Raw genomic sequence first — 20,283 nt, 5'->3', positions numbered from 1 at the left:
TTTGTCACCGGCAACCCGCCGGAGGCTGGCGGCTGGAGGCTGGAAAAAGACACCGAACGCAGTCCCAACCATGTCGTTGTCCGCGGATGAGCGGCGCGGCAGGAGCACACTCATGAGCCAGACCATCGACCAGATCAAACCCAGCTATCCCCTGTTCCGGGATGCCGATTATGTCGACAACCTTGCCAAGAAGCAGGGCGGCGTGGAAGAGCGCCACTCCGACGAGAAGATCGACGAGGTCTTCCAGTGGACGACGACCAAGGAGTACCAGGAGCTCAACTTCAAGCGCGAGGCCCTGACCGTCAACCCGGCGAAGGCCTGCCAACCGCTCGGCGCCGTCCTGTGCGCGCTCGGCTTCGAGAAGACGCTCCCCTATGTGCATGGCTCGCAAGGCTGTGTGGCCTACTTCCGCACCTACTTCAACCGTCACTTCAAGGAGCCGATCGCCTGCGTCTCGGACTCCATGACGGAAGACGCGGCCGTCTTCGGCGGCCAGAAGAACATGATGGACGGCCTGGAGAATGCGCGTGCGCTCTACAAGCCCGAGATGATCGCGGTCTCCACCACCTGCATGGCCGAGGTCATCGGCGACGACCTCAACGCCTTCATCGGCAACGCCAAGAAGGAAGGGTACGTCCCCGAGGAATTCCCGACCCCGTTCGCGCATACGCCGAGCTTCGTGGGCAGCCACACGACCGGCTGGGACAACATGTTCGAGGGCATCCTGCGCTACTTCACCTTGAACTCGATGGACGGTAAGGTCGTCGGCTCGAACGGCAAGATCAACCTGGTCCCCGGCTTCGAGACCTATCTCGGCAACTACCGCGTCATGCACCGCATGATGAAGGAGATGGGCGTCGACTACAGCCTGCTGTGCGACCCGACCGAGGTGCTCGACACCCCGGCCGACGGCGAGTACCGCATGTACGACGGCGGCACGAGCCTTGACGAGGTGAAGGACGCCCCGAACGCGATCGACACCCTGCTGCTGCAGCCTTGGCAGTTGCCGAAGACCAAGAAGTACGTCCAGATCAACATGCAGCAGCCGGCGACCGCCATCCACATCCCGATGGGGCTGGAGTGGACCGACGAGTTCCTGATGAAGGTCTCCGAGCTGACCGGCAAGGCGATCCCCGAGTCGCTCGCCAAGGAGCGCGGTCGTTTGGTCGACATGATGACCGACAGCCACACCTGGCTGCACGGCAAGAAGTTCGCCCTCTACGGCGATGCCGACTATGTCCTCGGGATGGTCAAGTTCCTGCTCGAGCTGGGTGCCGAGCCGACGCACATCCTCTGCAACCACGCCAACAAGCGCTGGAAGAAAGAGGTGGAAGGCGTGCTCGCGGCCTCGCCTTACGGCAAGGAGGGCAAGGTCTACACAGGTGCGGATCTGTGGCACTTCCGGTCGCTGTGCTTCACCGACAAGCCGGACTTCATGATCGGCAACAGCTACGGCAAGTTCATTCAGCGCGACACCCTGCACAAGGGCAAGGAGCATGAGGTCCCGTTGATCCGGATCGGCTTCCCGATCTTCGATCGGCACCATCTGCATCGCATGACCACGCTGGGTTACGAGGGCGCTATGTACATCCTCACCACCCTGGTCAATGCCGTGCTCGAGCGGCTGGACGACGAGACCCGCGAGATGGGCGTGACGGACTACAACTACGACCTGGTGAGATAGCCTGCTCGGGCGGCGCGCTGCGCCGCCCGAGGGCTGAGCGTTCGGCAGACCCGGTCAAGACGACGAGAGGCTACCCACTGATGCCCAATGTGATGATTCGTAAGAACGACGCGGGAGACCTGCTCTTCTACGTCGCGAAAAAGGACATGGAGGAGACGATTGCCTCCGTTGAGCTGGATAACGCCGAACAATGGGGCGGCGAGGTGGAATTGACCGATGGGTCGCGCTGGTACATCGACCCCATCAGCCCGCCCCCCGCATTTCCGACCACGCTGCGCTTCAAGCGCGGCGACGAGTAATCAGGAGAATCGACATGGCCCTGCAAATTATTCGCGAGCTCTGCACCGCCTGCGGCGACTGCGAGCCCTTGTGCCCGACGCAATCCATCTCGGCCTGGAAAGGCGTCTACCGGATCGATGCCGCCACCTGCAGCGAATGCGAAGGCGACGGCGAGCCCGGTGTGCCGCAGTGTCTCGATGCCTGCATGGAAGAGGACTGCATCGTCCCGGCTTGAACCGCGCTTGGCGTGACGAGCGGGGCGAGAGTGTTTTCGGCCGCTCGCCGCGTCACGAAGATCGGCGGAGCGCGGTTCAAGATGATTTTTCAAATCAAGGGCTTGAATCGCGCACGCTCATTGATCGGTCGATTGAGACGGGCCGCGCCCGCCGGCCCGAGACGCACCCATTGACGCAGCGTACGCGGACAAGCCCATTTGGCGGTCTTGCATCGACACAGTTCACGCAATCCATCTCGAATCCAAAGCAGACAGGACCGAATCCGATGTCCAACGACACTCTCTCCGACGATATCGCCCTGCGTATCGGCCTGGCCGCCCGCACCCTGCCCGATGCGGATCCGGCGCGCCTGATTCGCGTCCTCGCCGACACCGTTGGCCTGCCGCCCACCGCGACAACGCTGGATACCCTGCGGGTGAAAGATCTCAAGCAGGCCGCCGACGGCGAGCTGGCCGACTTGGATGCAGATGTGCTCAAGTCGATACTGGCCATTCTCAAGGGAGAGACCGGACAAACAGTCGCCCCGGCTCCGCCGATCGAGCCGTATGAAGAGGGCGACATGCCGGGATCGCTCCGGGTCGCCTGTGCATCGAACGGAGGGGATGAGCTCGACGGGCACTTCGGTGCGGCACGGCATTTCCTCGTCTATCAGGTCTCGCCGCAGGAGGTCCGTCTGATCGGCGTGCGCGAGATCGCGGAATCCGGCACGGTCGAGGACAAGAACGGACAACGCGCCGCCTTGATCGCCGATTGTCAGGTGCTCTACGTCGCGTCGATCGGAGGTCCGGCGGCGGCCAAGGTCGTGAAGGCCGATATTCACCCCATCAAGGACGCGGCCGGCGGAAGCGCGCGCGACCGCATGGTGGCCCTGCAGCGCATCCTCGGCGAGAAAGCACCGCCCTGGCTCGCCAAGGCGATGGGTCAATCGCCCGAGGAGCGGGTGCGGTTCGAGCGCTCGGAGGATGCGGCATGATTGCCGAGGAGCGCCTCGACCAGATCGCGGAGGTCGTGCGCCGCGCGGGGCTGAGCACCGAGACGATCGGTGCCTTGCGCGAGGCGTTCACCGATGTCCATTTCACCCATTGCAGCGACGACGACATCAGCGTCGGCAAACCGGTGCGCAGCGCCGAGGGCTTCAAACTCTACCTGGTGGATGGGCGGGAGCACTGTCTCGTCTTGACCGACGACCCGGCGAACGCCACCGGAATCGTCCTCGCCGAGGTCGACGAGGAGGATTGACCGGCCTGATTCGGGTCGGCATCCTGCGCGGATCACCTTGATCAAACTCCGATCGACCGGCAAAGGGCCAACGATCGGGCTCGTGCGTCAGGCGAGTCGAGATGGATCAAGCCCATCGGAAATGCCCGTGGAAACGATCGGGAGCCTCGCCGAACGACAACCCGCAGCCCGGCCTCTCTCCGGGCGCGATGACGAGCGCCCTCGCGCCGCACCCTCCCTGTCTCCTTCGGTGCTAAAATCCGCCGGCTGCGGCCCGGACCTCATCCTTGCCGATCCTGATGCCGTCCAAGCCGGAATCGATCCTCGCGGCACGCAATACCGAGCGCACGTGGATTTTTCGGCAATCAGGGTGCATCCCGCAAACATCGGGACACGACGCGCCGATCAGGCGTAGCGCCCACGACGGCGAGGAGGAAGAACGCCGGCCCGGCGTGCGCGGGGCGCGCAATGCGGCGACAAACCGACGTGCGCTCGGCATATTCATTTCGCCCGGCTTGGGCGATCAATCTGGTGGAGAAGCCCCATGAAATGCGCAATGTTGGTGACCGGCAACGGTCCGATCGTGATCGTCACCTCTTATGACTCGCTTGAGAATCCCGACCTTCTGGAGCGTCTGAAGGATAAAGGTATCCCGAAATTCCTGGCCTACGAGATCCCGATGGAGCTGGCCCGGGAGCGCTACAAGGGCCATTTCGAGAAGGTCATGAACGGGTTTACCGAATCGGACAGCCTCCGCGTGCTGGACCACAACGGACATCGCGCCTTCAACCTCTTCACCTGGGCGGAGCTCGGCACCCCGCTCGCCCACGAAAGCCCGCTCGACGACCTCTATCACCAGCACTGAGGCACCAGCACTGAGGCACCAGCACTGAGGCGATTTGCGGGAATCCGTATCCCGATCCAGGAAATCACTTGAGGTGATTTCCTGGAGTCGTCATCCGAACTTCGTCTGCCCGCAAGAACCGAACGGGCTCAACGCTCCTCGCCTTTGCGGCTCATCCGTCCCGAGCCGGCTTCAGAGCAGGCTGTAGGTCACGGTCACCCCGGCCATGACGATGGCCATGATGCTCATCAGCTTGACCAGGATGTTCAGGCTCGGTCCGGAGGTGTCCTTGAAGGGATCGCCGACAGTATCACCGATCACCGATGCGCGGTGCGCACGCGAGTTCTTGCCGCCGTGATAGCCGGATTCGATGTATTTCTTGGCGTTGTCCCAGGCGCCGCCGGCATTCGAGAGAAAGACCGCGAGCACGAAGCCGCTTGCAAGACCGCCCATCAGCAGCCCGATCACGCCCGCGACACCCAGCAGCAGGCCAACCACGACCGGCGCAATCACCGCCAGCAAGGCCGGCAGCACCATCTCGCGCTGCGCACCGACGGTGGAGATGGCGACACAGCGCTCGTAGTCGGGCTGCGAGGTGCCTTGAAGGATGCCCGGATCTTCACGAAACTGTCGGCGCACCTCTTCGACCATCATGATGGCCGCACGCCCGACCGCCTGCACCGTCAAGCCACTGAAGACGAAGGCCACCATCGAGCCGATCAGCAGGCCCACGAGGACGGTCGGGTTGAGCAAGGTCACATTGAAGAAGGTCATGAAATCGGTCAGGGTCGCCCGTGCCGTCTCGACGGTTGCATCGTTGCCGAGCGTCAAGACCGTCTGCCCCGCGTTCACCAGCTCGATGCGGATCACCTCGATATAGGAGGCGATGAGCGCGAGTGCGGTCAAGGCGGCCGAGCCGATCGCGAAGCCCTTGCCGGTGGCCGCCGTCGTGTTGCCCAGCGAGTCCAATGCATCGGTCCGTGCACGGACCTCGGCACCCAAACCGCTCATCTCGGCGTTGCCGCCGGCATTGTCGGCGATCGGGCCGTAGGCATCGCTGGCGAGGGTGATGCCCAGCGTGGAGAGCATTCCAACGGCGGCAATGGCCACGCCATAGAGACCCTGATTCATCTGGGTCAGATCGAACCCGGACGCGAAGAGGAAGGCCAACATGGTCCCGGTGCCGACGGCAAGGACGGGAATAGCGGTCGAGAGCATGCCCACACCGACGCCTGCGATGATGAGGGTCGCCGGCCCGCCTTCGGCCTGGGCCGCAATGAGCCGGGTCGGGCCGTAGCTGGGTGAGGTGGAATACTCGGTCGAGCGGCCGACGATGATGCCGGTCACCAGCCCGGTCACAACCGCGCCCCAGATCCCCCAGACATTCGGGATGCCGAGCAGAAGCAGCAGCCCGGCGGAGGCCACGATGATCATGAGCGCACTGGCATTGATACCGCGCGAAAGCGATCCGAGCAGGTCCTTCTGGGTCGCGCCCTCCTTGGTCTTGACCATATAGACCCCGACGATCGACAGCAAGATGCCGATGCCGGCAATGGCGATGGGGGCCACTACGGCCTTCATCTGGAGCGCCGGATCCAGGACATAGGCGGCCGCCCCGAGCGCGGAGGCCGCGAGGATGGAGCCGCAATAGGACTCGAAGAGGTCGGCACCCATGCCGGCGACGTCGCCGACGTTGTCCCCGACGTTATCCGCGATGACCGCCGGATTCCGTGGATCGTCCTCCGGGATGCCGGACTCGACCTTCCCGACCAGGTCGGCGCCCACGTCCGCGGCCTTGGTGAAGATACCGCCGCCGACGCGTGCGAACATGGCCTGCATGGAGGCACCCACGCCGAAGGTCAGGATCGTCGTGGTGACCAACACCATCCGGACCCCTTCACCGGCGGCGCTGTGAGGGATCAGCAAGTCGGCCAGGATGAACCAGACGACGATGTTGCCGAGACCCAGCCCGACCACGACCAAACCCATGACGGCACCGCTGCGGAAGGCGATCTTCAGTGCCTCGGGGAGCGATGTGCGCGCAGCCGCCGCCGTGCGGGTCGATGCACGGGTCGCGGTCTGCATGCCGAAATAGCCGGCGAGCGCCGAGAAGAACCCCCCGAAGACGAAGGTAAAGGGCAGCCAGGGGTTTTGGACCTGGTAGTAGTACGCGAGAACGCCGAAGACGACGGTCAGAAGCGCAAACACCAAGAACATGATCTTGTACTGCTGGCGCAGATAGGCCATGGCACCGTGGCGCACATGATCGCCGATCTCCTGCATCAACGCGGTTCCCTGGTCCTGCCGAAGCATCTCCTTGAAAAACTTGCGGGCATAGATCATCGCCAACAGCGCGGCGATCGGTGCGATCCAAAAGACGGGCTCGTTCATGGGTATTCCAATGGACGTGGGAGGCCGAAAGAACCCGCCGCGGGAGGTGCGTCGGGCAGGACCTGAGTCAGGGACTCAGGGGAATCGAGGACCGCGGATCACTCGAGCCCGGTCACCTGGGCCGAGCGCCACCAGCCCCGATGACGGTTCTCGAGCTCATCGAGATCGGGGAAGCGGTAGAAGGCAAAGTCGGTTTGGTCGCCGACATAGAAGCCGCCCTGGACCATGCGGTAAAGCACGCCCTCCTTGACCTGCTTCAACACGAGCTTGCTGGGTTTGGTGTCGTTGTGTTTGAGCTCGTAGAGCACGTCGCGCAGATGGGCGAGGTTGGGATAGGGAAGATCGTCGGCCGCGCCCTTCTCGGGGTCGGTTGCGAGTGCACCGAGTCGAAGCTCGGAGAACACGAGACGAGGTACATGGACCGTATGGGACGGATCCGTGATGGCGTCGCAGAACTCATGCGGTTCCGAGCGACTGGCGACCATCGGCGTGATGGGGCAGAACTCTTGATAAAGATGCAGACGACCACCCGGCTCGGGCACATAGACCGAGCGCGGCAGCTCGAGCGTCTTGCCGTCGTTGGTCACCAGATAGAGGTTGCCGAGTGCAGACACGGGGATGCGCGACAAGACCCGATAGATCGAGAGATACACCGAGCGTTTCGGGGCGCCGTCCGGTTGAGTAATGCAGCGTTCGTCCACCAGATGGAACGGGAAATCGTCCGATCGGAACGCCGGGTCGACCTCGAAGAAGATCGCCTCGCCCTTGACATGGGCCTTGGAGCCGACCGCGTAGTAGCTGCCGAACGCCTCCGGCTCGAGCATCGACGCGATGAGCGCCTGCGGGATCAGGGACAGATACAGATGCTTTTCAGCCATGCCGAGCCTCGCCGTGATGTGCCCGGATGCCCGATCGGACCCGGTGTTTCTCAATTATCACCATAAATGCCGGCGATGTGGAGAGCAGATCAGGAAGAGATATCTCGGGGCGACAGGAATCGGACGACGCACGCGTGCGTGGTCGGTTCAAAACAGCGAGAGCGAGCAATGCAGAGGGGCGAGGAATGTTCGGAGCGCGAACCGGTCGAGAAGACCGAGAGCATACGGGGACAGGACACGCGGGAGGTGGGTTGGATACGTCCCTGTATCCGAGTCGGCTCGGGGCTCTCGGCCTGCGCCGAGGCCCCTAGACGACGAGCTCGTCCTTATTGTGCGGGAGCAGCCTGAGGTGCCATCGGGGCGGGCATTCCGCCGCCGTAAGGTGCACCGTAACCGGGCGCGCCGTAGGGAGCGCCATAGCCAGGCGCACCGTAGCCGTAGGGAGCACCGTAGCCGTAAGGCGCACCGTAGCCGTACTGCTCGCCGTAGCCGTAACCGCGACCATAGCCACGGCCCTGACCACGCCCGTAGGAGCGACCGCTTCCGCTCATGTTCATGTTGAAGTCGCCGGTGCCGTCACCGAACATGTCGCCGAAGTTGTCCATCATGCCGCTGCCGTAGCCGGGGCCACCGCCGCCGTAACCCGGGCCACCCCACCAGGCGCTGGCCGAGAAGGAGGCACCGGCCAGAGCGACAACGGCTGCGAGTCCTGCAAACTTAATCGTTTTATTCATATTCGTCCTACCTCTGATCAGGAAACGTTGAGCGCGGGCGTGCCCGCAATGGGGTCTCCGAAGCCGAGGATCGTGTTGCCTCCGACTGCGGGCTTGATGTGGAGCCTGCGGCCGACCCCTGCCGGGGTCGGGCCAAGCTCCGAAGTGAGCCGTATGTAAGCGCAAACAGCCGACCGGCGCGGTTTGCCGTGTTGCACAAATCCGGGCAGAAGGGGAGGTTGCGGGCTCGACGGCCCATCGGAGTAACGGCTAAACCCTGCGGAGAAGCCCGGGCCGCTCGTTACCGGTAGAAGCAGGTCGAGTATAGGCGTCGATGCCGTGCAGACGCAACGTCTTAAACGGCACCGGGCAGTGCCGTCGGACGCTGTCGTGAAGTCCCGGCAACGACGAACGCGCGCCGCCACCGGAGACGGCTTCCGAGCTTAAACAGTAGCTTCCGTCACGAAAAGGACTCATCGCAAGGCCGGGATCGCGAGAGGAGCCCGCACGACAAACCTTATTTATTACGTTGGTTAAAACCGCGCTCGTCCGGACGGCACAAGGACGAGGCGGCGCGGAGCCCCCACGCCTCCCCGCGCGCTTCCCTTCGCTTGGGTCGAATTCAGGCGGGGAGCGGAAGCGCGAGATCCCTCCACAACCGCAGTGTCGGACCCGACTGATTCATCGTGTAGAAATGGAGTCCCGGCGCACCGCCGTCGATCAGGCGACGGCAGAGGTTGAGCACGACCTCGTGTCCGAAGTCACGCAGACTCTCCACGTCGTCGCCGTAGCCTTCGAGTCGACGCCGCACCCAACGCGGGATCTCGGCACCGCAGGCGTCGGAGAAGCGCGCGAGCTGCGTGTAATTGGTGATGGGCATGATGCCGGGGATGATCGGCAAGGTGACCCCGACCCGGTCGCAACTCTCGATGAAGGCGAAGTAGGCATCCGGGTTGTAGAAATACTGGGTGATGGCGGCATCCGCACCGGCCTCGACCTTGCGCTTGAAGTTGGCGAGATCGCGCTCGGGGCTCCCGGATTGCGGGTGATACTCGGGATAGGCCGCGACCTCGATCTTGAAGGTGTCCCCGAATTCTTCGCGGATGAAGGACACCAGCTCGTTGGCGTAACGGAAATCACCGCCGGTGCCGCCGCCCATGCCGGAGGGAAGGTCGCCGCGCAAGGCCACCAGGCGTCGGATTCCCTGCTCTCGGTAACGACCGACGATCTCGCGGATCTCGGCCCGCGCCGAACCCACACAGGCAATGTGCGGGGCGGTCTCGATGGCGTGGCCGCGCAGCCAGTCGACGGTCTCGAAGGTACGCTCGCGCGTCGACCCTCCGGCCCCGTAGGTCACCGAGAAGTAGCCCGGCGAGACGCTGTTGAGCTGTGCGATCTCGCGCTTGAGCTTCTCCATGCCTTCAGGGGTCTTGGGCGGGAAGAGCTCGACGCTGTAGGTCGGGGGTTGTTGTGATACGGGCGGCATGGCTCAAAAGCCTCCGGCCTCCGGCCTCTCGCCTCCCGCGCGTTGAACGACAGCGCGGTCAGTGGCTTCGATCCGGCGGCGAATGGGTGGAGACGGACAGCACCGCGACGGGCCACGAACGCCAATGGGCAATCGGCGCACGTGGCGCGGAGCGCCCGACAGAGACGTGACACCGCAGAGCGGTGTCACGAGCAGTTCAAGGCGTAAACAGCGCTATACGCAATTGTTCTCGGCGATCCACCGGGGACAAACCCGAAGCGGCTGAAGCGGACGCGATCCAAGCCCCTGTCTCAAAGACTTAAACCGCGCCGACTCCAACGCCTCAAAGTGCCCGCGAGGCCGCGAAACCCGCAAACCTCGCTGGATCAAAACAACGAGCGCGGTTTAATACCTGTAGTTCTCGGCCTTGTAAGGACCCTCGACCGGGACGCCGATATAGTCGGCCTGCGCCTTCGACAGTGTCGTCAGCTTCGCGCCGATCTTGCCCAGATGCAGACGCGCGACATCCTCGTCCAGATGCTTGGGCAGCACATAGACGCCGACCGGGTAGTCCTCCGGCTTGGTGAAGATCTCGATCTGGGCCAGAACCTGATTGGTGAAGCTGTTGGACATCACGAAGCTCGGATGTCCGGTCGCGCAGCCCAGGTTGACCAGCCGCCCCTCGGCCAGCAGGGTGATGCGATGCCCGTCCGGGAAGACGATCTGATCCACCTGCGGCTTGATGTTCACCCACTCGTACTGCTTGAGCGCGTAGACCTGGATCTCGTTGTCGAAGTGACCGATGTTGCAGACGATCGCTTGGTCCTTCATGGCGGCCATGTGATCGTGAGTGATGATGTCGGTGTTGCCGGTCGCGGTGACGAAGATGTCGACCATGCCGACGACGTCCTCGATGGTGACCACGCGATAACCTTCCATCGCCGCCTGCAGCGCACAGATGGGATCGACCTCGGTGATCCAGACGGTCGCGCCCAGGCCGCGCAGCGATGCCGCGGAGCCCTTGCCGACGTCGCCGTAGCCGCAGACCAAGGCGATCTTGCCGGCGATCATGACGTCGGTCGCGCGCTTGATCGCATCCACCAGCGACTCGCGGCAGCCGTAGAGGTTGTCGAACTTCGATTTGGTCACCGAGTCGTTGACGTTCATGGCGGGGAAGAGGAGCTGCCCGTCACGGAACATCTGGTAGAGCCGATGAACGCCGGTGGTCGTCTCTTCGGTCACGCCGCGGATGCCCTCGGCGATGCCGTGCCAATGCTTGGGATCGCGCGCGAAGGTCCGCGAGAGAAGTCCCAGGATGGACAGCCATTCCTCGCTGTCGTCGGCCTTGGGGGCGGGGATGGCACCGGCCTTTTCGTACTCCACGCCCTTGTGGACGATCAGGGTCGCGTCGCCGCCGTCGTCGAGGATCATGTTCGGGCCGCCGCCGTCTGGCCAGTTCAGGACCTGCTCGGTGCACCACCAGTACTCGTCCAGGGTCTCGCCCTTCCAGGCATAGACCGGGATGCCGGCCGCGGCAATGGCTGCGGCGGCATGATCCTGGGTCGAGAAGATGTTGCACGAGCACCAGCGGATCTCGGCACCGAGCGCGACCAGGGTCTCGATCAGCACGGCGGTCTGAATGGTCATATGCAGACTGCCGGTGATGCGCGCGCCGGCCAGCGGCTTGCTTTTGCCGTACTGCTCGCGCAGGGCCATCAGACCCGGCATCTCGGTCTCGGCAATCACCATCTCTTTGCGACCGAAATCGGCCAGGGAGATGTCGGCAACCTTGTAATCGGTAAACTCACTCATGGTTATCAGCTCCTGATGAAACGTGAGTGAGCGCCGTTGTCGTGTCGACCCCGCCGCCGAGCCTGGCCCGGACTCCGATGGTCCGGGTCGCAACGCTCCTCGGTGGCGAGGTGTTGAGGTGAAAGGTATTGAGGTGAAGGGTTAAGGGTTAAGGGTGAAAATTCGATTCGCCGGGTGTCGGTCGTGGGGCGGTAGATCAGGGACGATCGGCGCTAGGGCAAGGGCACCGCTCGATTCGGCCGGAAGGACGCGGGACTCGACCGACATCAATCGGCCGCAAACCCCCATCCGCCCTTCACCCCCCTTTAACCTTTCTCCTTTAGCCTTGTTAACCTTTGTCCTTTTGCCTTTGAGCTTAAATACCGGCAGCTTCGCGCAGCATCTCGGCCTTGTCGGTCCTTTCCCAGGTAAATCCAGGCTCGGAGCGCCCGAAATGGCCGTAAGCGGCGGTATCCTGATACTTGATCAGCTCGCGGTTGGTGAGATCCAGCATCCGCATGATGCCGTAGGGACGCAGGTCGAAATGGGCGCGGATCAGCTCGATGATCCGGTGCTCGCTGATCGCGCCGGTGCCGAAGGTTTCGATCGAGACCGAGGTCGGCTCGGCGACACCGATGGCGTAGGAGACCTGGATTTCGCACTTCTCGGCCAGACCGGCGGCGACGATGTTCTTGGCGACGTAACGACCGGCATAGGCGGCCGAGCGGTCGACCTTGGACGGATCCTTGCCGGAGAAGGCACCGCCGCCGTGACGGGCCATGCCGCCGTAGGTGTCGACGATGATCTTGCGCCCGGTCAGACCGCAATCGCCCACGGGGCCGCCGATGACGAACTTGCCGGTCGGGTTGATGTGGTACTTGGTCGTACCGTTCAGCCAGCCGGTAGAGCCGAGCACGGGCTTGATGATCTCCTCCATCACGGCTTCGTGCAGCACGCCTTCGCTGACATCGTCGCTATGCTGGGTGGAGAGCACTACCGCATCGACAGCAACCGGTTTGCCGTCGGCATAGCGGATGGTGATCTGGGACTTGGCGTCCGGACGCAGCCACGGCAGGGTGCCGTTCTTACGCACCTCGGCTTGGCGCTTGACCAGGCGGTGGGCATAGTCGATCGAGGCCGGCATGAGCATATCGGTCTCGTTGGTGGCGTAGCCGAACATCAGGCCCTGATCGCCGGCGCCCTGAGCCTCCTCGGTCTCGCGGTCCACGCCCTGATTGATGTCCTTGGACTGCTCGCCGAGCGCGATCAGCACGCCGCAGTTGTTCCCGTCGAAGCCCACGCCCGAATTGTCGTAGCCGATTTCCTTGACGACCCTGCGCACGACCTTTTCGTAGTCGATCTTCAGATCGGCGTCGGTGACCGTGATCTCGCCCGCCAGCATTACGAAACCGGTCTTGACCAGCGTCTCGCAGGCGACGCGCGCCTTGGCGTGGTTCGGATCGAGGCGATAGATCTCGTCGAGTACGGCATCGGAAATCTGATCCGCCATCTTGTCCGGATGGCCCTCGGAAACGGATTCGGAGGTGAAGATGTAGTCCTTGCTCATAGGTACGTTGGCCTGCCTTTTGCGCCAAGGGGTGCGTGTCTGGATAGGATATGATAGCGATTCGAGAGGAAACCGCAAAACCGGCCCACCGGTCTGCGGATGCCCTTTCGGCGCAATCGCATCGCCGCGAGGGATTTTGAAACCGACGGCCTTCCGGTAACATGCGGTTACGTCCGATTCGACCCGGGCGTTTACTCGGAGATCCTCGATGGCTTCGCTCCAACCCCCCGTTTGCGACTTCGGGCGTCCTGCGCCGGATTTCGCCCTCCCCGGCACCGACGGCAAGATCTGGACGCGCGACGACTGCGCGGGCGAGCGCGGTTTGCTCGTGATGTTTATCTGCAACCATTGCCCCTACGTCAAAGCGATTCGGGAGCGCATCGTCAGAGATACCCGCGAGCTCACCGACATCGGAATCGGCTGCGTTGCCGTCATGTCAAACGATCCGCACGACTACCCGGAAGACTCCTTCGAGACGATGCGACAGGTCGCAGACGAGCTCCGCTTCCCGTTTCCCTACCTGCTCGACGAGACCCAAGCCGTCGCCAAGGCCTACGGGGCGATCTGCACGCCGGACTTCTTCGGATACAACGCCGCGCTCGAACTGCAGTACCGAGGCCGCCTCGATGCGAGCCGCAAGGAGACGGCTCCGGAGGATGCAAGACGTGATCTTTTCGAGGCGATGCAAGAGGTTGCTCGGACCGGAACCGGTCCCGACCGGCAGATCCCCAGCATCGGCTGCTCGATCAAATGGAAGACAGCGTGACCGTCGAGACGAGCGCGAAATCGTCGATCCTTACGAAAATACTGGCCATTTCCGCGCGCAATTCTTAATATTAGGAACTAATAACTTCCTTTTTGACGGTATAAGTTTGTTTTGATTTTCGGGTCGACACTCTTCGTCCACAATAACGGGCCTACGAACAAGGGTTTCGATCCGGCCAACTCGTTCGCGCAAGCGAGATCTCGCCGAGCCTAGCCGTGATCGCTTCGGCCGCTAGCCCTGCACACTGCATACCGACGTCGTGCCACCTCCCGATATGCGCGCGCCCCCTACCCGGTCGGCGGTCGCGACTCGCGGCACGCTTGACCGACTGACCATTGCTTTTGAACTTAGGAGGGACTGATGTCCTCACGTAAAGATCTTGCCAATGCCGTACGAGCGCTCGCGATGGATGCGGTCCAGAAAGCCAATTCGGGTCACCCGGGCGCGCCGATGGGCATGGCCGATATCGCCGAGGTGCTCTGGAACGACTTCATGACGCACAACCCGACAAACCCGAGCTGGCCCGACCGGGACCGCTTCGTGTTGTCGAACGGCCACGGCTCGATGTTGATCTACGCCCTGCTTCATCTCACCGGATATGAGCTCGGGATCGAGGACCTCAAGCAGTTCCGTCAACTCCACTCCAAGACACCCGGGCATCCCGAGTACGGTTACGCCCCGGGCGTGGAAACCACGACGGGTCCGCTCGGACAAGGCATCACCAACGCGGTCGGGATGGCGCTGGCCGAGAAGGCACTCGCCGCACAATTCAATAAGCCGGGCCACGACATCGTCGACCACTTCACCTATGTCTTCCTCGGCGACGGCTGTCTGATGGAAGGGATCTCGCACGAGGCCTGCTCGCTGGCCGGCGCCTTGGGTCTGGGCAAGCTGATCGCGGTCTACGACGACAACAACATTTCCATCGACGGCGAGGTTCGCGGCCACGGCGACACGCCGGCATGGTTCCTCGACAACACGCCGAAGCGGTTCGAGGCCTACGGCTGGCACGTCATCCCCAAGGTCGATGGCCATGACCCGGAGGCCGTGAAGGCCGCCATCGAGACCGCCCGCGAGATCACCGACCGTCCGAGCCTGATCTGCTGCCAGACCATCATCGGTTACGGATCGCCGAACAAGCAGGGCAAGGAAGAGTGTCATGGTGCCGCGCTCGGCGAGGACGAGATCGCCTTGACCCGCGAGGCGCTGGGCTGGAACCATCCGCCCTTCGTCATCCCGGACGCGGTCTATCAGGGTTGGGACGCCAAGGAGCGCGGCGCCGCGGCCGAGTCCGCTTGGAACGACCGCTTTGCCGCCTACGCCTCGCAATTCCCGACCGAGGCCGCCGAATTCAAGCGTCGCATGGCCGGCGATCTGCCGAGCGACTGGGCCGCGCAGTCGGACGCCTTTATCGCCGCCGTGGTTGAAAAAGGCGAGACCATCGCCTCGCGCAAGGCCTCGCAGAACGCGCTCAACGGCTTCGGCCCGCTGTTGCCCGAGCTGCTCGGCGGCTCGGCAGACCTCGCCGGCTCCAACCTAACCCTGTGGAAGGGCTGCAAGGGTATCGGCAAGGGTGACGCGCCCGGCAACTATGTCTATTACGGCGTGCGCGAGTTCGGCATGTCGGCCATCATGAACGGCATCGCACTGCACGGCGGTTTCGTGCCTTACGGCGCCACCTTCCTGATGTTCTCCGAGTATGCGCGCAACGCACTGCGCATGGCCGCACTCATGAAGATCCAGTCGATCTTCGTCTACACCCACGACTCCATCGGCCTGGGCGAGGACGGCCCGACCCATCAGCCGGTCGAGCAGATCCCGACCCTGCGCATGATCCCGAACATGAGTGTTTGGCGTCCGTGCGATGCAGTCGAATCCGCCGTGTCCTGGAAGCTCGCCATCGAGCGGCGCGACGGCCCGAGCTGTCTCATCTTCTCGCGTCAGAACCTCGCGCACATGAACCGCACGTCCGAGCAGCTCGCTGCCGTCGCACGCGGCGGCTACATCCTGCGCGACTGTGCCGGCACCCCGGATGCGATCATCATCGCTACGGGCTCCGAGGTCGAGCTGGCCATGAAGGCGGCCGAGGCGATGTCGGACAAGGCGATCCGCGTCGTGTCCATGCCCTCGACCGACACCTTCGACGCGCAGGATGCCGCCTATCGCGAATCGGTTCTGCCCAAGACCGTGACCGCCCGCGTTGCGGTCGAGGCCGCGGTCACGGACGGCTGGTGGAAGTATGTCGGTCACCAGGGCGCGATCCTCGGTGTCGACCGCTTCGGCGAGTCGGCGCCTGCCGGCCCGCTCTTCAAGGAGTTCGGGTTCACGGTCGAGAATCTGGTCGCCAAGGTTCGCGGCGTGCTCTGATCTTTGCGACCACTGCGCGGACGGAACGCCGGGCCTCACCCGCCCGGCCTCCGAGACATGCGAGAGCAGTGCCGAGCGCAAACCCATCACATGTTGGTCTCGGCTCGAATCGGGGGTTACCCGACCCTTCGGCATCCCGGATGCCTGATTCGTGCAATGCAGGTTTTTGTTCCCTTTAGAGGAGTATCTCTCGATGACAATCAAAGTCGGCATCAATGGTTTCGGTCGTATCGGTCGGATGGCATTTCGCGCGATCGCGAAGGATTTCCCCGGCATCGAGGTCGTTGCCATCAACGACCTGCTCGACCCCGAGTACCTGGCCTACATGCTGAAGTACGACTCGGTCCACGGTAACTTCAAAGGCGACATCGCCGTCGACGGCAACACCATGATCGTCAACGGCAAGAACATTCGTCTGACCGCCGAGCGCGATCCGGCCAACCTCAAGTGGGGCGACGTCGGCGCAGAGCTGGTCATCGAGTGCACCGGCTTCTTCCTCGACGACGCCTCTTGCCGCAAGCACCTCGAGGCGGGCGCCAAGAAGGTCGTGCAGAGCGCGCCCTCCAAGGACGCCACCCCGATGTTCGTCTACGGCGTCAATCACAAGACCTATGCCGGGCAAGAGATCATCTCCGCCGCCTCCTGCACCACCAACTGCTTGGCGCCGGTCGCCAAGGTGCTGCACGACAACTGGGGCATCAAGCGCGGCCTCATGACCACCGTGCATGCCGCCACCGCAACCCAGAAGACCGTCGACGGCCCCTCCATGAAGGACTGGCGCGGCGGCCGCGGCATCCTGGAAAACATTATCCCCTCCTCCACCGGCGCGGCGAAAGCGGTCGGCAAGGTCCTGCCCGAGCTCAACGGCAAGCTGACCGGCATGGCCTTCCGCGTGCCCACCTCCGACGTCTCGGTGGTTGACCTGACCGTCGAGCTGAGCAAGGAGGCCAGCTATGCCGACATCTGCGCCGCCATGAAGAAGGCGTCCGAGTCCGGCGATCTGGCCGGCGTGCTCGGCTACACCGACGAGAAGGTCGTCTCCACCGATTTCCGCGGCTGCCCCACGCCGTCGGTCTTCGATTCCGAGGCCGGCATCGCGCTGGATCCGACCTTCGTGAAGGTGGTCTCCTGGTACGACAACGAGTACGGCTACACCTGCAACATGCTGCGCATGGTGGAGCACGTCTCGAAGTAAGCCTCCAGCTGCCGGCCTCCTGCCTCCAGCCTGAACGGCTGGTTGCCGGAGATCCGGCACCGGCCGTACGGTCGACGAGAGTTTTCAGGCAAGGCACACCTTGGGCCTGAACGCTTTCCATCTCATTCAAGACAGAGGCTTCGCTATGTCCTTCATCAAGCTCACCGATCTGGATCTCGCCGGAAAGCGGGTGCTGATCCGCTCCGACCTCAACGTGCCGGTCAAGAACGGCAAGGTCACCTCCGATGCGCGCATCACGGCCTCCATGCCGACCTTCGAGCACTGCATGAAGGCCGGCGCCAAGGTGATGGTGATGTCGCACCTGGGCCGACCCGAGGAAGGCGTCTTCTCCGAGGCCGACTCGCTCAAGCCCGTCGCCGAGACACTCGGCGCCAAGCTGGGCCGCGAGGTTCGGGTCGTGCGTGACTATCTCGAGCAGGCCCCCGAGCTCGCCGACGGCGAGCTGGTGCTGCTGGAGAACGTCCGCTTCAACAAGGGCGAAGGCAAGGACAACGCAGACCTCGCCAAGCAGTATGCCGCGCTCTGCGATGTCTTCGTCATGGACGCCTTCGGCACCGCCCATCGCGCCCAAGCCTCCACGCACGGCGTCGGCCAACAGGCACCGGTCGCCTGCGCCGGACTGCTGCTCGCCGAGGAGCTCGACGCCCTCCAGAAGGCGCTCGCCGCTCCGGCCCGCCCGATGGTCGCGATCGTCGGCGGCTCCAAGGTCTCGACCAAGCTGACCGTCCTCGAGGCCTTGTCGGAGAAGGTTGATCAGCTTGTCGTCGGCGGCGGGATCGCCAACACCTTCCTCGCCGCCGCCGGGTACCCGGTCGGCAAGTCGCTGTGCGAGCATGACCTGATTCCGACGGCCAAGGCGCTGATGGAGAAGATGACGGCGCGCGGCGCGAGCATACCGATCGCGGTCGACGTGGTCTGCGGCAAGAAGTTCGACGAGAACGAGCCGGCCGTCACCAAGGGCGTCGCCGACGTCGCCGAAGACGACATGATCTTCGACATCGGACCCAAGTCGGCCCAAGAGCTCGCCGAGGTCATCGCCAAGGCGGGGACCATCGTCTGGAACGGCCCGGTCGGGGTGTTCGAGTTCGATCAGTTCGGCGGCGGCACCAAGACGGTCTCGATGGCCATCGCCGAGGCACCGGGCTTCAGCCTGGCGGGCGGCGGCGACACCATCGCGGCGATCCAGAAGTACGACATCTACGACAAGGTCTCCTATATCTCCACCGCGGGAGGCGCCTTCCTGGAATACCTGGAGGGTAAGACGCTGCCGGCAGTGGCCATGCTCGAGGCTCGGGCGAAGGACTGATCAGCGCTACCGGCCTCCGGCCTCCAGCCACCAGCCGCCGGCGATTCGCTCGGCGGGCGGGACTGGAGGCCGGAGGCTGGAGGCCGGAGGCTCAACATGCCAAGACGCACCAAGATCGTCGCCACGCTCGGCCCCGCGACCGACCCCGTATCGGTGATGGACGAGATCATCGCCGCCGGGGTGGACGTGGTTCGCCTCAACCTGTCCCATGACACCCACGACCGTCATCGCGAGCGTGCGGAGGCGATCCGCGAGCGCGCGGCCGCTGCCGGGCGCGAGATCGCGATCCTCATGGATCTGCAGGGGCCAAAGATCCGCATCGGCAAGTTCGCCGACGGGCCGATTCGGCTCGAGCGCGGCGAGCACTTTGCTATCGACGCCGACTGTCCTCTGCACGCCGGTGACCGCAATCGGGTCGGGACCACCTACCCCGAGCTGGTCGACGATGTCCGCCACGGCGACACGCTCCTGCTCGACGACGGAGCGATCGAGCTCTGGGTGGAAGCCGTCGACGGAGGACGGATCAACTGCAAGGTCGTCGTCGGCGGCGCCCTGTCCAACAACAAGGGCATCAACAAGAAGGGCGGCGGTCTATCGGCACCCGCCTTGACCGAGAAGGACCAGGAAGACATCCGTTTCGCGGCCGAGATCGACGCGGACTATCTCGCGGTGTCCTTCGTGCGCAACGGCGACGATGTCCGGCTTGCGCGCGAGCTCTTCCACGAGGCCGGCGGTCACGGCGGCATCGTCGCCAAGATCGAGCGCGCCGAGTCGCTGCGCGCCATCGACGACATCATCAATGCCGCCGATGTCATCATGGTCGCGCGCGGTGATCTGGGCGTGGAGATCGGCGACGCGGAGCTTCCGGCGGCTCAGAAGAATCTGATCAGCCGCGCCCGCGAGCTCAACAGCGTCGTCATCACCGCGACGCAGATGATGCAGTCCATGATCGAAAACCCGATCCCGACCCGGGCGGAGGTCTTCGATGTCGCCAATGCGGTGCTCGACGGCACGGATGCGGTCATGCTCTCGGCCGAGAGCTCGATCGGGAAGAACCCGGCCAAGGTGGTGGAGGCGCTGGACCGCATCTGTCTGGAAGCGGAAAAGCATGTCACGCGCTCGGGACACCGCATCGATTCGGTCTTCGGTCGCGTCGACGAGGCGATCGCCATGGCTGCCATGTACACGGCCAATCACCTTGGCGTGAAGGCGATCGCTGCCTTGACCGAAACCGGCTCGACCGTGAAATGGATGTCGCGCATACGCTCCGGGATCCCGATCTACGCCATTACGCGATCCGCCCCAACCCGAAGAAAAGTCCGGGTTTTTCGCGGCGTCTATCCGGTAAGCTTCGACGTGTCCAGCACGGACATCCACGAGGTGAATCGCGAGGTCATCGAGGAGCTGATGCGACGCGGGACGGTCCGCGACGGCGACCTGGTGATCATCACCAAGGGCGATCGCTCGGGGGTCGAAGGCCAAACGAATATCTTGAAAATCATGCGGGTCGGCGAGCACAAGCTCCTGACGAAAGACTGAGCCAGCGATTCTTGCTGCTTGCT

General features: G+C 63.7%; 18 protein-coding genes and 1 riboswitch. Of the genes, 12 read left to right on the top strand and 6 right to left on the bottom strand.

Features of this window, described 5'->3' with window-relative positions:
* The first annotated feature begins 112 nt into the window (after window positions 1-112).
* From nifK to THIMADRAFT_RS06210, 7 genes are all read left to right on the top strand, one after another.
* Window positions 113-1,684 carry a nitrogenase molybdenum-iron protein subunit beta gene (gene nifK, locus THIMADRAFT_RS06240; RefSeq protein WP_007192137.1) on the top strand — a complete coding sequence of 524 codons (1,572 nt, stop codon included), beginning with the start codon at window positions 113-115 and terminating at the stop codon, window positions 1,682-1,684.
* A gap of 80 nt (window positions 1,685-1,764) precedes the next feature.
* Entirely contained in the window at window positions 1,765-1,983 is a 219-nt protein-coding gene (gene nifT, locus THIMADRAFT_RS06235; protein ID WP_007192136.1) for a putative nitrogen fixation protein NifT, read from the top strand.
* Between the two features lie 14 nt (window positions 1,984-1,997).
* Window positions 1,998-2,198 carry a 4Fe-4S binding protein gene (locus tag THIMADRAFT_RS06230; RefSeq protein WP_007192135.1) on the top strand — a complete coding sequence of 67 codons (201 nt, stop codon included), beginning with the start codon at window positions 1,998-2,000 and terminating at the stop codon, window positions 2,196-2,198.
* 266 nt (window positions 2,199-2,464) lie between these two features.
* Window positions 2,465-3,172 carry a dinitrogenase iron-molybdenum cofactor biosynthesis protein gene (locus THIMADRAFT_RS06225; protein ID WP_007192134.1) on the top strand — a complete coding sequence of 236 codons (708 nt, stop codon included), beginning with the start codon at window positions 2,465-2,467 and terminating at the stop codon, window positions 3,170-3,172.
* Complete coding sequence (locus THIMADRAFT_RS06220; protein ID WP_007192133.1) at window positions 3,169-3,438, top strand: DUF6129 family protein; 270 nt, start codon at window positions 3,169-3,171, stop codon at window positions 3,436-3,438. Before THIMADRAFT_RS06225 ends, THIMADRAFT_RS06220 begins: the two co-directional genes overlap by 4 nt.
* A 266-nt stretch (window positions 3,439-3,704) precedes the next feature.
* Window positions 3,705-3,965: a hypothetical protein gene (locus THIMADRAFT_RS26475; protein WP_139052705.1), complete on the top strand. Its 261-nt coding sequence runs from the start codon at window positions 3,705-3,707 to the stop codon at window positions 3,963-3,965.
* Window positions 3,962-4,282: a hypothetical protein gene (locus THIMADRAFT_RS06210; RefSeq protein ID WP_007192132.1), complete on the top strand. Its 321-nt coding sequence runs from the start codon at window positions 3,962-3,964 to the stop codon at window positions 4,280-4,282. Before THIMADRAFT_RS26475 ends, THIMADRAFT_RS06210 begins: the two co-directional genes overlap by 4 nt.
* 171 nt (window positions 4,283-4,453) lie before the next feature.
* Here THIMADRAFT_RS06210 and THIMADRAFT_RS06205 read toward each other — a convergent pair whose 3' ends face one another.
* From THIMADRAFT_RS06205 to metK, 6 genes are all read right to left on the bottom strand, one after another.
* The gene (locus tag THIMADRAFT_RS06205; protein ID WP_007192131.1) at window positions 4,454-6,652 is read right to left on the bottom strand and encodes a sodium-translocating pyrophosphatase; all 2,199 of its coding nucleotides are present in this window, start codon (window positions 6,650-6,652) and stop codon (window positions 4,454-4,456) included.
* A gap of 98 nt (window positions 6,653-6,750) precedes the next feature.
* Window positions 6,751-7,530 carry a hypothetical protein gene (locus THIMADRAFT_RS06200; protein ID WP_007192130.1) on the bottom strand — a complete coding sequence of 260 codons (780 nt, stop codon included), beginning with the start codon at window positions 7,528-7,530 and terminating at the stop codon, window positions 6,751-6,753.
* Between the two features lie 326 nt (window positions 7,531-7,856).
* Window positions 7,857-8,264 (bottom strand): sulfur globule family protein, encoded by a 408-nt coding sequence (locus THIMADRAFT_RS06195; RefSeq protein ID WP_007192129.1) that lies wholly within the window; start codon window positions 8,262-8,264, stop codon window positions 7,857-7,859.
* Window positions 8,265-8,865: 601 nt separating this feature from the next.
* Window positions 8,866-9,729 carry a methylenetetrahydrofolate reductase [NAD(P)H] gene (gene metF, locus THIMADRAFT_RS06190; protein ID WP_007192128.1) on the bottom strand — a complete coding sequence of 288 codons (864 nt, stop codon included), beginning with the start codon at window positions 9,727-9,729 and terminating at the stop codon, window positions 8,866-8,868.
* 384 nt (window positions 9,730-10,113) lie between these two features.
* Window positions 10,114-11,520 (bottom strand): adenosylhomocysteinase, encoded by a 1,407-nt coding sequence (ahcY, locus tag THIMADRAFT_RS06185; RefSeq protein ID WP_007192127.1) that lies wholly within the window; start codon window positions 11,518-11,520, stop codon window positions 10,114-10,116.
* 21 nt (window positions 11,521-11,541) lie between these two features.
* Window positions 11,542-11,627, bottom strand: a riboswitch (S-adenosyl-L-homocysteine riboswitch).
* A gap of 248 nt (window positions 11,628-11,875) precedes the next feature.
* On the bottom strand, window positions 11,876-13,066 hold the full coding sequence (gene metK, locus THIMADRAFT_RS06180) for a methionine adenosyltransferase (RefSeq protein ID WP_007192126.1): 1,191 nt from the start codon (window positions 13,064-13,066) through the stop codon (window positions 11,876-11,878).
* A gap of 208 nt (window positions 13,067-13,274) precedes the next feature.
* Between metK and THIMADRAFT_RS06175 the strand changes: the two genes are divergently transcribed.
* The 5 genes from THIMADRAFT_RS06175 to pyk all read left to right on the top strand — a co-directional run bounded on the left by THIMADRAFT_RS06175 (window position 13,275) and on the right by pyk (window position 20,260).
* Window positions 13,275-13,832 carry a thioredoxin family protein gene (locus THIMADRAFT_RS06175; RefSeq protein ID WP_007192125.1) on the top strand — a complete coding sequence of 186 codons (558 nt, stop codon included), beginning with the start codon at window positions 13,275-13,277 and terminating at the stop codon, window positions 13,830-13,832.
* Window positions 13,833-14,192: 360 nt separating this feature from the next.
* Entirely contained in the window at window positions 14,193-16,199 is a 2,007-nt protein-coding gene (gene tkt, locus THIMADRAFT_RS06170) for a transketolase (protein ID WP_007192124.1), read from the top strand.
* Window positions 16,200-16,392: 193 nt separating this feature from the next.
* Window positions 16,393-17,394: a type I glyceraldehyde-3-phosphate dehydrogenase gene (gene gap / locus THIMADRAFT_RS06165; protein ID WP_007192123.1), complete on the top strand. Its 1,002-nt coding sequence runs from the start codon at window positions 16,393-16,395 to the stop codon at window positions 17,392-17,394.
* Window positions 17,395-17,539: 145 nt separating this feature from the next.
* A complete protein-coding gene (locus THIMADRAFT_RS06160; RefSeq protein ID WP_007192122.1) occupies window positions 17,540-18,721 on the top strand; it encodes a phosphoglycerate kinase in 1,182 nt (393 codons plus the stop codon).
* A gap of 96 nt (window positions 18,722-18,817) precedes the next feature.
* A complete protein-coding gene (gene pyk / locus THIMADRAFT_RS06155) occupies window positions 18,818-20,260 on the top strand; it encodes a pyruvate kinase (RefSeq protein ID WP_007192121.1) in 1,443 nt (480 codons plus the stop codon).
* Window positions 20,261-20,283: the final 23 nt, after the last annotated feature.

It is taken from the genome of Thiocapsa marina 5811, from assembly GCF_000223985.1.
GTDB lineage: Bacteria > Pseudomonadota > Gammaproteobacteria > Chromatiales > Chromatiaceae > Thiocapsa > Thiocapsa marina.
The sequence above is the reverse complement of the archived record's forward strand: the minus strand, read 5'-3'. Positions and strand labels throughout refer to the sequence as shown.

What these genes read in the sequence shown, in the direction of transcription:
- THIMADRAFT_RS06210 (WP_007192132.1), top strand. Translation starts at nt 3,962, where the DNA reads ATGAAATGCGCAATGTTGGTGACCGGCAACGGTCCGATCGTGATCGTC.
- THIMADRAFT_RS06220 (WP_007192133.1), top strand. Translation starts at nt 3,169, where the DNA reads ATGATTGCCGAGGAGCGCCTCGACCAGATCGCGGAGGTCGTGCGCCGC.
- THIMADRAFT_RS06175 (WP_007192125.1), top strand. Translation starts at nt 13,275, where the DNA reads ATGGCTTCGCTCCAACCCCCCGTTTGCGACTTCGGGCGTCCTGCGCCG.
- metF (WP_007192128.1), bottom strand. Translation starts at nt 9,729, where the DNA reads ATGCCGCCCGTATCACAACAACCCCCGACCTACAGCGTCGAGCTCTTC.
- THIMADRAFT_RS06230 (WP_007192135.1), top strand. Translation starts at nt 1,998, where the DNA reads ATGGCCCTGCAAATTATTCGCGAGCTCTGCACCGCCTGCGGCGACTGC.
- gap (WP_007192123.1), top strand. Translation starts at nt 16,393, where the DNA reads ATGACAATCAAAGTCGGCATCAATGGTTTCGGTCGTATCGGTCGGATG.
- THIMADRAFT_RS06205 (WP_007192131.1), bottom strand. Translation starts at nt 6,652, where the DNA reads ATGAACGAGCCCGTCTTTTGGATCGCACCGATCGCCGCGCTGTTGGCG.
- ahcY (WP_007192127.1), bottom strand. Translation starts at nt 11,520, where the DNA reads ATGAGTGAGTTTACCGATTACAAGGTTGCCGACATCTCCCTGGCCGAT.
- THIMADRAFT_RS06200 (WP_007192130.1), bottom strand. Translation starts at nt 7,530, where the DNA reads ATGGCTGAAAAGCATCTGTATCTGTCCCTGATCCCGCAGGCGCTCATC.
- tkt (WP_007192124.1), top strand. Translation starts at nt 14,193, where the DNA reads ATGTCCTCACGTAAAGATCTTGCCAATGCCGTACGAGCGCTCGCGATG.
- THIMADRAFT_RS06160 (WP_007192122.1), top strand. Translation starts at nt 17,540, where the DNA reads ATGTCCTTCATCAAGCTCACCGATCTGGATCTCGCCGGAAAGCGGGTG.
- metK (WP_007192126.1), bottom strand. Translation starts at nt 13,066, where the DNA reads ATGAGCAAGGACTACATCTTCACCTCCGAATCCGTTTCCGAGGGCCAT.
- nifT (WP_007192136.1), top strand. Translation starts at nt 1,765, where the DNA reads ATGCCCAATGTGATGATTCGTAAGAACGACGCGGGAGACCTGCTCTTC.
- pyk (WP_007192121.1), top strand. Translation starts at nt 18,818, where the DNA reads ATGCCAAGACGCACCAAGATCGTCGCCACGCTCGGCCCCGCGACCGAC.
- nifK (WP_007192137.1), top strand. Translation starts at nt 113, where the DNA reads ATGAGCCAGACCATCGACCAGATCAAACCCAGCTATCCCCTGTTCCGG.
- THIMADRAFT_RS06225 (WP_007192134.1), top strand. Translation starts at nt 2,465, where the DNA reads ATGTCCAACGACACTCTCTCCGACGATATCGCCCTGCGTATCGGCCTG.
- THIMADRAFT_RS06195 (WP_007192129.1), bottom strand. Translation starts at nt 8,264, where the DNA reads ATGAATAAAACGATTAAGTTTGCAGGACTCGCAGCCGTTGTCGCTCTG.